This is a genomic window from Microcoleus sp. Pol12B4 (assembly GCF_036701385.1).
Classification (GTDB): Bacteria; Cyanobacteriota; Cyanobacteriia; order Cyanobacteriales; family Microcoleaceae; genus Microcoleus.
The window spans coordinates 1-13,167 of sequence record NZ_JAUBQR010000190.1; the positions used below are offsets into that span (position 1 = coordinate 1).

At 46.3% G+C, this 13,167-nt stretch carries 2 protein-coding genes; both read left to right on the forward strand.

The features are described from left to right. Window positions 1-4,070, forward strand: a 4,070-nt coding sequence (locus QUA38_RS22135; RefSeq protein WP_333165606.1) for a calcium-binding protein, incomplete at its 5' end; no start/stop codon positions are given. Between the two features lie 503 nt (window positions 4,071-4,573). Further along, on the forward strand, window positions 4,574-13,167 hold an 8,594-nt coding region (locus QUA38_RS22140; protein WP_333165609.1), incomplete at its 3' end, for an FG-GAP-like repeat-containing protein.

Consider the following 13,167-nt stretch of genomic DNA (forward strand, 5'->3'; position numbering starts at 1 on the left):
TCACGCCGACACCGACGCCAGTCACGCCGACACCGACGCCAGTCACGCCGACACCGACGCCAGTCACGCCGACACCGACGCCAGTCACGCCGACACCGCCGACACCTGTTGGTACCATCGACACACAGAAGAATTGGTGCGGCGTAGAAGCTGGATTGGATAAACTTGAGAAAATTCTTAACGACCAATTACAGGCAGTTAACCTACCCATTGTCGGCCCTCTCAAGAACATTTATCCAGATTTTATTGGCAATATCAAGACTAAGTTAGTCGATACGATTAAAAATCAGGGAAATCAAACTCTGAGTCAGTTAGAAAGTAGCCTCCGCACTGCACTGGGATCGGACTTCAATGTTGCTCTCACTGGGAATTCGAGTTCTGCGGAAAGTACCTTGCTAATTACTCTGGGCAAGCAATATCAGTTTCCCGACATCAATCTCTCGAAAAACTTAGGAGTACCGGCATTAAACTTAGATGTAGATGGAAAAGCCAAATCAAAATACAACTACAACTTGTCCCTAGGAGTTGGTGTTAGTAAAGATTTCGGCTGCTACATAGATACTGACAAAACCAACTTAACCGCCAACATTGACTTGGGTCTAAATGACCAATTCAAGGCAAAAGGCAACTTAGGTTTTTTCCAAGTAGACCTGGCAAACGATACTAAAAAACCTACTAAAGTCGATGCCAAACTTGAAGTCAAGCTGAAAGACTTAGACAATCTGGGCGGCCCAAATGATGGCTCTCGCCTCACCTTGCCAGAACTGCAAGGTAACTATCTGTTCAAAGACTTATTCAATGCCAACTTAACGAGCAATGCTAATCTCGGTCTCACAGCAAAAACCAGCATCAACGGCAATGCTGCATTCCCCTCCTATAACTTCGACTTAGCAGTGGATTGGCCCATCCTAAATTACGCTAACGGTGAATTAACCGGGCCGCAAAAGCCAACAGTTGCATTTAACAATATGCAACTAGATTTGGGGACTTTTGTCAATAATTTTGCCAAACCTGTTTTGGGTAAAATTTCCGATGTCATTCAACCATTTCGACCAGTTATTAAATTTCTGGATGCAGATACCAAGTTACTGTCTGCACTAGAGATAGCGGGACCATTTGATAAAAATGGGGATGGCAAAGTCAGCGTACTAGAACTGGCAGCAAAACTCTCTGGCCGCGATATCGATACTGGCTTTGTAGATGCGATTCCCAAGATTGATGAAGTTATTAATTTGGCAAAGGAAATAGCAAACTCTTCGGATAAAATAGACTTGGGTTCCTACACTCTGGGAAATATAGATGTTTCCGATCAAAGTGCTAATCTTCAAAATGCTTTTTCTGTTGCTTCCCCAGTTCCAAAAACTTCAGTAGAATCAACCCGTACATCTAAGGTTTTCCCATTTTTAAAACGTTTTGAACTTCCAACTTCTAATCAACAACAAATTAACTCCAAAACAAGCGGCATAGTCAACAAATTCTTCACTGCTTTACAAGATATTGAAGGCTTTGAGATCCCACTCTTGACCAACCCGGAAACTGCGATTCAATTGCTGATAGGTAAACTGGATGTTCCGCTATTTACCTATCAGATACCCAAACTAGAATTTGATTTTAATATTCCCGGTGAACCATTTCCGATATGGGGGCCATTGAGTGGTTTAATTGAAGGCAATTTTAGTGCTTCAGCTAATCTAGGATTCGGCTACGATACCTACGGATTAAGTCAGTGGAAAAACTCTAATTTTGCTGCGGATTCAGCCGCTCAAGTTTTGGATGGATTTTATGTGAGCGATCGCGAAACTGCTCACGGTACCGGACGCGATGTTGACGAACTAAGTCTTGAGGCTGGCATTGACATAGGTGCTGGGATAGATCTGAAAATTGCCGAGGGTTATGTCAAAGGTGGAATTTCAGGAAAAGTCGGCATTGATCTGAGAGATATTGGAGAATTCCCGCCCAAACAAGGCGGTGATGGCAAAATTCGAGGCTCGGAAATTGCTTCCCGTATCAGCCAACCTTGGGAACTATTTGATGTAACAGGACAAATCCCTATTTCCTTGGGTGCGGAAGTCAAAGTTTTAGTACCAAAGTTCTGTGAAAAAACCATTACTCCAGCAGTAAAAGTTTGGACGCCATTTGGTAGCAAAACCATCCCTGCAATCACCATACCTTATCCTTGCGGATTTGATTACAAAACAGTCTACGATAAAAAGGTTGACGTATTTGAGTTAGCCAAGTTTGGTGTAGAGCCAACTCTTGCAGGCCCACGTCCTATTACAGTGCCGTTGCCAACTGGTGTGACCAGGGGACGTATTCCTGTAGTGCCGTTGCCAACTGGTGTCACCAGAGGACGTATTCCTGTAGTGCCGTTACCAACTGGTGTCACCAGGGGACGTATTCCTGTAGTGCCACAATCGCAGTCGAATGGTACCGAAATTCCAGGAGGTACTACATCAGGTATGGTGGTCACAAGGGGTAGAGGTGTTAACAGTTACCTCATGGGAGCAAAGGTCTTCTTTGATGCTGATTTCAATGGAATTCAAGATAATAGCGAACCATTTGCAATTACTAACGTTGATGGCAGTTTCGTTCTGGAAGTTTCTCTCTTCAATTTCGATCTAAATAACAGTGGCGATCTTGAACCAGAAGAAGGCAGAATTGTAATGATAGACGGTATCAATACCTCTACTTATTTGCCGCAGCAAACGCCCATATTTGCTACACCAGATGCTACTGTCGTCACTCCGTTAACTACCCTATTGACGGAGTTAATCGAGCAAGGTATTGACCCCAATCAGGCGCAAATTCAGGTAAAATCTGCACTGGGAGTGTCGTCAGGAATTGACTTGACTAGCTACGATCCGCTACAGGCAATTACTCAAAACGACCCGAACGGTTTGGCGGTTTATGCAGCACACGCTCAGGTGCAAAATACCATTGTTTTGATAACTGATTTAATTAGCGGTGCTTCAACTACCGCGAAAAATGAGATTGCCGATGGCGCAATTTCCGCCGTTGCCAATCAAATTAAAACTGGCCCTCTCGACTTAAGCAATTCCACCCAATTGCAGGCGATTATTCAGTCGGCAGCGAGTCAACAGCAAGCACCGCAACTCTCTAGTATTGCCTCGGAGGCTGCTCAAATTATTGCCGATGGTAATCAGCGAATTAGTGCGATCGCATCCAGCAATTCCTCGCCCTCAGATGCCGCCACAGAAATCGCCCGCATCCAAAAAGTCGCACAAGGAGAAGTAGCCCAAGATTTACTGCAAGTCGCAGCCGGAAATAAGACGATTCAGTCGGCGATTTCCGAAAATACTGGTGCATCTCTAAATACCAAAATTCAGTCTGCGACAGCTAACAATCCAACACTCCGCAATACTTTAGATACTGATGACTCTAGTACACCGTCTACACCCGATGAACCCTTCCTAGAAAGCGGTATTGAATTCGTTAAAGATGGGGAAAATACTACCGAAAGCACAGATGGCGACGATACCCTCATGGGCAGCGCTAGCGACGATGTATTGCGCGGTAAAAAAGGAAATGACTTGCTCTTTAGCCTTGATGGCAATGATTGGATGAATGGCAATCAGGGGAACGACTTAACAGATGGTGGAATTGGGGACGATACGCTTTACGGCGGAAAGGGTTTTGATACTTTGACTGGTGGTGCTGCTAGTGACTTCCTTTCTGGCAATCGAGGTGAAGACATCCTAATTGGTGAAAAAGCCGACGATACCCTCTACGGCGGTCAAGGCAATGATATTCTGCTAGGAGAGCAGGGTAACGATTTCCTCAGTGGCGATTTGGGCGATGATACCTTAGTAGGGGATGTAGGCAATGATAAGTTCTTACTCTCTACCAATTCCGGTATTGATACTATTGCTGACTTTGAACTGGGTCAAGACTTATTAGTATTGGGGAACGGGCTGAGTTTCTCGCAATTGGCTATTGTCGAAGATAGCGGTGCAACTTTAATCCGGTTTGCACAAACAGGGGAGATTTTAGCTTCTCTCAGTGGTGTTTCTGCTAGCAGTATCAGTGCCGTTAATTTCGGGTTAATTTAAGAAAGGTATCGGTTCAAGCACTTATTTTATCGGAGTTTAAAGTAAGTACGTGAAGCGAAGCTATCCCGTAGGGAATCGCCCGTAAAGATGGTAACGAATAAGTTTTGGGGGCGGGTTTTACCAAAAATAATTGCCTAAAACCAATTATCTCGTAAACCCGCCCCCACCCTTGCCCGAAAGTCCGCCAGGGGTTGAAACGAAGGGCCCAAGCCGATCGCAGATATGTATCAAAAATCCCGATCTTAATATTTCAATCTCACCACACTTGCTACGGAAGTGTTTTTGTGTTATGTAATCCACCTCGCGCTGGCTCATCCGTAATATCACTTAATAAATTTCCCCATCTTTATCAAAACTTTAATTAAAAAACTGTTTATAAAGAAAAGTTTATATAGATTTTCTCAAAAAACAGTTATTGTTACTACAACCTTGAGAAAGTGTTTCCGACGCCAGTCGCGAAACAGGGGAATCATTGTCTTTTTTTAGCTATTAGTAGGTGCAGTATGCCAAATTTAAATAATCAAGTTTCCATAAAGTCGATCGCCTTTATCGATCCGAAAGTAGAAAATTATCAAAGTTTGATCGCTGGGGTAAAACCGGGTACGGAAGTAGTGGTTTTGGATGGGAACCGGGATACGATCGACCAAATTACTGATATTTTAGCTCTTCGTACCAATATTGACAGCATTCACATTGTTTCTCACGGTGCTCCCGGCAGCTTGCAACTCGGCGACGTTCGCTTTAGTTTAGATGATATAGAGTGCGATCGGGATTCTCTACAGCAGTGGTTTTCGCCACAAACCGACTCAAGGAGCAAAAATCGACCTAATATCCTGCTGTACGGGTGCTCAGTAGCAGCAGGCGAGACAGGTAAAGCATTTGTCAAACGCTTGAGTGAGTTAACCGGGGCGTCGGTTGCAGCTTCCCAAAACCTCACCGGAAGTGTAGCAAAGGGCGGCGATTGGGAACTGGAAGTCAGAACCGGGAAAATTGAAACACCGCTGGTATTTGAAGCCGAAGTATTAGCAGGTTACGAGTATGTTTTGAATAGTTTTGGTGCAGCGACTAATTTTGGTGCAGGGCGCTATCCTGTCTCAGCCGGTGTCGGTGATTTTAATGGCGACACCAAACCAGACTTAGCTTTTAGTAACTTGAGCGGTCCGGGAGGCTCAAGTCCAGGCACATCAATTCTGTTAAGAAATGGCACGGGTAGCTTTGGCACCGCTACTCTGTTGCCACGGGGAAGTAATACTCTCGCTGTCGGTAAATTTAATACAGATATTTATGACGACTTGGTTGTAGATAATGGCAATGGTTCTGTCTCAATATTTTATGGGAGTAGCACTGGCTTGGGCGCTCCCGTCGATCTATCTTTCGACTCGCTGATTGCGCCTACATACATTGCTGCGGCAGATTTTAATGGTGACGGTCGGGCAGATTTAGCTTTAGCTAGTTATCGCGCCACGGGTTCCACCAATACTAATGGTGTCGTCTCAATTCTATTGCAGAATAGTGATGGCACTTTTGCACTTCCTCAAAACTTTTTGGTAGTAAAATTTCCTGAATCTATTGCCGTTGCTGACTTTGATGGCAACGGCAAACAAGACTTGGCTGTGACGAGCAGTATGCCAAATAGTTCTAACAGCGTTTCAATTTTACTGCAGAATGGCAGTGGGAGTTTTGGCGCTGCCAATAATATTACAGTGGGGTTGCGACCATATTCTCTGGCTGTGGGGAAGTTTAACAATAATGACAACTTCCCCGACTTGGCTGTGACGAACTTTGAGTCTAACAGCATCTCAATTCTGCGGGGAAATGGTAGTGGGGGCTTTACTACTACGGAAATTCCCGTGGGATCGAGTCCCACTTTTGTCACCGTTGCGGATCTCAATGGTGACTCCAAGCAAGACTTGGCTGTCGGGAAAAATGACAACAAGGTTTCAATTCTGTTGGGGAATGGCGACGGCACATTTACCCAGACTGCTGATTTAGATGCCGGACCGACTCCTACTGCTGTTGCTGTGAAGCATTTGAATGAGGACGGTTTACCTGAGTTAGACGGGAAGGGTTTACCTGATTTTGACGAGGACGGTTTACCTGATTTAGCGGTGACAAGCTTTTCACATAACGTTTCTGTTTTCCTAAACACACCAAATACAGTCAATTTTGGTACTGCAACTTACAGCGGTACAGAAGGATCTGCGGATACAGTAATTCCCGTTACTCTCAGCGGCGGCACTCCTTTAAACAATGTAGTTGTACCAATTGTCATCGACCCCAGCAGCACAGCCACCGAAAATTCAGACTACACCTTTTCGCCTACTACTATTACTTTCCCCGCCGGTACTGCTACTCTCACCCAGAATGTTGCAGTCACGATCAAACCCGACAATCTCCCGGAAAACGCCGAAACCGCAATCCTCAACTTGGGCGCAATCACCGGAGGCATTGCCGGTACAACCAAACAAACAACATTAAATATTGCAGCCAACGGTACTGTTTCTTATGCCATTGTCGCTGGTACTGCCAGCATTCCTGAAGGCAACACTGGCACAAAACCTCTGACTTTCACCGCCACTCGCAGCGGCAACACAGGCGGGGCAAGTAGCGTCAATTATACCATCGCCGGCACAGCTACAAACGTCAGCGATTACAACAACATCGGTGGCACTTCAGGGGCAACTACCCCTACCGGCACAATTAATTTTGCCGCCGATGAAACATCCAAAACCATTACTCTGGATGTATTAGGCGACACCCTAGCTGAACCCGACGAAACCATAGCCGTCACCCTTTCAAGTCCCACAAGCCCAGGCGTAACACCGACAATTACCACTGCTACCGCTACCACAACTATTACTAATGATGACAAAGCTGGCTTTACTATTAACCCAACAGCATTAACTACAAGTGAAGTCGTCGGTGGCACTGCTACCTTCACTGTCAAACTCAACTCTCAACCCACTGCTGATGTTGCGATCGATTTGAGCAGTTCCAATGTTGCCGAAGGAACAGTTTCCCCTGCTAGCATAACTTTCACTCCTGCTACCTACGATCAACTGCAAATAATAACAGTGAGTGGTGTTGACGATGCAGTAGCTGATGGCCCTCAACCTTACAAAATTGTCACGAAGGCTGTTTCCAGCAACGATCCTAATTACAATAACCTCGATCCTGAAGATGTAACCGTCACTAACAGTGACAATGAAACTCCGGGAATTACAATTAATCCGACGGCGGGATTAACTACTGGTGAAGATGGCACAAAGGCTAACTTTACTGTGGTTCTGAATACTCAGCCAACTGCTGATGTGACTATCGGTTTGAACACGGATAATGCTGCCGAGGGAACTGTTTCCCCTGCCAGCATAACTTTCACTCCGGCTGACTGGAAGACAGCGCGACAAGTAACAGTAACCGGGGTTAATGATAACATAGTTGACGGTAATATTGACTACAAAATTGTCACAAAGCTTGCTGTTAGCGACGATCCGAATTATAAGCTAGATGCAGCGGATGTTAGCATTACCAATAAAGACGATGATACCGCTGGTATTTCTATTACTCCCACGCAAACAACTGCTACTGAAGGCGGGGCGACGGGCAGTTATGAGCTCAAGTTAACGTCTGAGCCGAAGCTCCCTGTTACCATTAACTTTACTGGAATTGAAATAGATGCGATCGCGCCTGTTATCTTGGACAGCACTAACTGGGATAGGGGGAAAACAATCACTTTCACTGCTACCGACGACAGCAAAGCCGAAGGTCCGCACAGTGGTAAGATAGCTCACAGTGTTAGCAGTTCAGACCCTAAGTATAGCGGCACGGCAATTGCAATTCAGGATGTAAATGTAGCTATTACCGACAACGACACAGCAGGTGTCAGCATTACACCTACGAGTACAAATGCTACAGAAGGTGGCGCGGAGAGCAGTTATACAGTCAAGCTCAACAGCCAACCGAATGCACCTGTTAAGCTCATCTTAGATACAGGCAGTCAAATCAAGGCGATTTCTACGATTAATTTCGATAGCAGTGACTGGAATGTTCTCCAAAAAGTCACAGTCACTGCTATCGACGATAGCAAAGCCGAAGGCACGCACACGGGTAAGATTTCTCACCGTGTTGAGAGTGCGGACACTAAGTATGCCACCACCGCAGTTCAGGATGTAAATGTAGCGATTACCGACAACGAAACAGCAGGTGTCAGCATTGCACCTACGAGTATAACTGCTACAGAAGGCGGTGCGACGGGCAGTTATACAGTCAAGCTCAACAGCGAACCGAATGAACCTGTTAATTTCATCTTCAATACAGACAATCAGATTAAGGGGATTCCTGCGATTAAATTCGACAGCACTAACTGGGAGAAAGGGGAAACAATCACTGTCACTGCTATCGACGATCGCAAAGCCGAAGGCGCACACACAGGTAAGATTTCTCACCTTGTTGACAGTTTAGACCCTAACTATAGTGGCACGGCAATTCAGGCTGTAAATGTAGCTATTACCGACAACGACACAGCAGATGTGATCATTACACCTACGAGTACAACAGCTACAGAAGGCGGCGCGACGGGCAGTTATACAGTCAAGCTCAACAGTCAACCGATTGCAGACGTTAAGCTCAACTTCGATACAGGCAGTGAAATTAAGCCGATTTCTGAGATTACTTTCAACAGCAGTACCTGGGATAGGGGGACAAAAATCACTGTGACCGCTACCGACGATAGCACAGCGGAAGGCGCACACAGCGGCAAGATAGGTCACACTGTTATCAGTTCAGACCCTAACTATAGCGAGACGGCAGTTCAGGATGTAAATGTAGGCATTACCGACAACGACACAGCAGGTGTGATTATTACACCTACGAGTACAACTGCTACAGAAGGCGGTGCGACGGGCAGTTATACAGTCAAGCTCAACACTCAACCGAAAGCAGATGTTAAGCTCAGCTTCCAGACAGGCAGTCAAATTAATCCGATTTCTGAGATTACTTTCAACAGCACTAACTGGGAGAAAGGGGAAACAGTCACTGTCACCGCTACCGACGATCTCAAAACCGAAGGCGCACACACTGGCACGATCGCTCACACTCTTACCAGTACAGACTCTAACTATAGCGGTCAGACGGTTCAGGATGTAAATGTAGCGATTACCGACAACGAAAAACCAGGTGTTACCATTGCACCTACGAGTACAACTGCTACAGAAGACGGCGCGACGGGCAGTTATACAGTCCAGCTCAACACCCAACCGAGCGCACCTGTTAGCCTCAGCTTCAATACCGGGAGTGAAATTAATCCGGTTTCTGCGATTAATTTCAACAGCACTGACTGGAATATCGCGCAAAAAGTCACTGTCACCGCTACCGACGATCTCAAAGCCGAATACGCGCACAGCGGCACGATCGCTCACATTGTTAGCAGTCCAGACCCTAACTATAGCGGGACTGCAGTTCAGGATGTAAAAGTAGAGATTGCCGATAACGACGCAGCATATGTGCTCATTACACCTACGAGTACAACTGCTACAGAAGGTGTCGCGAATGGCAATTATGAGATCAAATTAACGTCGCAGCCGATCGCCCCGGTAAATATCAATTTCACAACAGATCAGCAGATAGCGGCGATCGCTCCTCTAACTTTCACTGCGGATAATTGGAATGTCCCTCAAAGCGTTACAGCGAAGGCGGTTGACGATACGATTGTGGAAGGCGCGCACAGCGCTAATATTGTTCACTATGTATCTAGTTCTGATACCAGATATAACACAGCTCTAATGGCGACGGTAGCGATCACTGATAACGACACCGGACCGCTACTTGGTATTCCCACGGTAAAATTTTCCCAAGCTACTTACCAAGTCAATGAAAGTCCCACAGGAGTTCAGAAACAAATTACTCTCACTCGCACTGGGACTGCGGAGGCTCTAAACAAAATTTCCCAGGTGTACATACAACCTGTTAATGGTGGTTCAGCGACTTTGGCAAAAGATTGGAACTTTGCCTCCAGTGACTCTGGTCAAGTCACCGTCACCTTTAACCCAGGCCAAGCTACTCAAACTTTCACAATTAACATTTTGCCGGATACTCAAGGTGAGGGAACAGAAGAAATCGCGTTTCGGATCGCTAGTGCGGATAATGCCAATATTGGCCCTCAAAGCTCTACCACCTTGCAAATTTTTGATGCTGACAGACTTTTCACCGACACGAACGCGATATCTGGTTTATCTTCGGCCATCTGGGGAGACTACAACAATGATGGCAAACTAGATATCCTCGGAAACAGATACATCTACGACAACACCGGAACCTACAACAACAACACCGGCCAAAAGTTGAGCGAATATGGCTTTAGCGAAGCTAATCGAAGAGATGGTTATGGTCCAGTCTGGGCAGATTACAACAATGACGGCAGGCTGGATACATCTGCGATCACTAACAATGGCAACGACACTTTTAAGTACGAAATCTACAGCAATGGCACGTACAACGGTGGTGTGCAATTTACCCCTGGAGTTCTGGCTAACAACCTCTCCTCTGCAATTGTTCGATCGAGTTCGGCAGATTACAACAATGACGGGCGTCCCGATCTGTTGCTCAATACACAAGGTTCTGGGAGCGACTACTCGATCGCCACTACGCTCTACCGCAACACAGGCTCTATGTATCAAGACCGCTTTCAAGATAGCAAAGCACGTCTCGATACTGGCGAACCACTATTTTCTACTAGCGAAATAGCTGGTGCTACCAGTTCTGGAGTTTGGGCTGATTTTGATAATGATGGCAAACTCGATATCCTGATCAAGGTAAGGGAGTCACAACAGAGTCAATCAGGGTGGCCAAGGCAAAAAGCCAAACTCTACCGCAACTTGGGCGATGGCGTTTTTAAAGACACAAACGTATCATTGCCTGGTTTAGGTTCAGAATTCCCTCCCTTTGGCGCCAATGTTTATGATATGGCCTGGGGTGACTTTGACAACGACGGCAAACTTGATATTTTGCTCACGGGGGCGATCGACGGCGCGAATGGTTCAGGCCAGCTTTTCACCAAAGTCTACCGCAACACAACCAGTACCAATGGGTCAGCCAGCTTTGAAGACATAGGTGCACAGATACCTGGTTTGAGTCAAGCTAAAGCTGCTTGGGGCGACTTCGACAATGACGGCAAATTGGATATCCTGCTTACTGGTGGGGAGCGACAAGATTTCCAAAGTCCAGGAACAAGCGTCACCAAAGTCTATCGCAACACGGGCAATGGCTTTACCGACAGCGGTGCACAAATCGACAGTGGCGCAAAGCCTGGTGATAAATTCGATTCCCAACCTGCTTGGGGAGACTACGACAAGGATGGCAAATTGGATATCCTGCTCACGGGTTATTCAACAAGCAACCCCTACGAAGCCATATACGAAAACGACTCCTTTACCAAAGTCTTCCGCAACAACACCCCTAATGCGAACACTCCTCCCGCTGCACCCACAGGGCTGACGACGGTTAAGTCGGATGGTGGAACTGTCACTTTTAAATGGAACAAAGCAACTGACCTTCAAACTCCTGCTGATGGTTTAAGCTACAACCTGCAAGTTAAGACTTCCGAGGGTAAGGATATTCTTTCCCCGATGTCTCTGTGGGACGGCACTCGACAAATTGTTGGATTGGGGAATGTTAGTCAAAACACCCAGTGGCAACTTAAAAACTTACCTCGCGGGGAATATAACTGGGGCGTGCAAGCAATTGATAATGCTTGGGCAGGTTCCCCCTTTGCCTTCGGAGGGAGTTTTACGGTTAACAACAGCGCGCCAGAAGAGCAAATTAACCTGGGTTCCAAGCCCACTGAGTTTAACCAACCTATCAAAAATGTATACACTGACCCCGATGGCGACCAGATTAATTACCAGTTAACTCTACCTGATGGCAGTCCTTTATACAGTGACTCAAAAACTAGCTGGCTTTGGCTTCAAGACTACGGGCAAAACACCATCACATTCACTGGAACTCCCCCAAGCGGTTCGCAACCCTTCAAGGTGAAGTTAATAGCTACAGACAATTACGGTGGCCGTAGCGAACAGACTTTCACGGTGACAACGAAAGATGGGCGCTGGGTTATTGACGGTTATATCTCCGGTGCAACTGTCTTCTTAGATGCCAACAAAAACAGCATCCTCGACACCAACGAACCATCCACCACAACCGACACAGGCGGTAAATTCAATCTCAACATCCCCTTCGAGATTTTCGACACCAACAAAAACGGAGAAATCGACCCCTCAGAAGGCAATCTAGTAGCTATAGGAGGCATTGACACCGCCACCGGCTTACCCCTAGAAACACCAGTCACCGCACCGCCAGATGCGAGTGTAGTCACCCTTCTAACCACCTTAATCGCCGACTTAATCGACAAAGGAATTGAACCAGAAGAAGCCCAATCTTTAGTCAAAGCAGCCCTTGGACTCCCCGCTGAAGTTGACCTAACTAGCTTAGACCCCATAGAAGCTACCAACAACAACCAACCAGGCGGAGTCCAAGTCTTATCCGCAATGGTGAAAGTCCAAAACTTCATCACCCAAACCAGCGCTTTGATTGACGGTGCTTCCAGTGCAGTCAATACCGATATAGTCAAGGCTGTTGTCAGTTCAATTACGAATCAAATTCAATCCGGTACAGTCTTAAACCTCAGCAATGCAGCAGCCTTAGAACCAATCATTCAGCAAACAGCCGCGAAAATCCAGCAAATAGACCCCAGCTTCAACAGTCAACAAGTTAGCCAAATTACACCGCAATCGGCGACAGTAATGGCAACAGCAAATCAGCGGATTGATGCCGCTGTCTCCAACCCAACAGCAACATCAATTCCTGAATCACTTGCGCGCCTCCAACAAGTAGCCTTGGGCCCAACAACTCAAGACTTCAAAGAAGTTGGTTCAGGAAATAAACCTATTTCCCAGGTAGTCGCTGACAATACTGGTACTGCTTTAGATAGCAGGATTGAAGCTGTCATATTACCTGTTGGGATTGCCACTCCTGTTGTCAGCGGCGATGCTGATTTGGGCAGCAATTCCCCGGATGCAATTCTCGGTACCAATGGCGACGATAT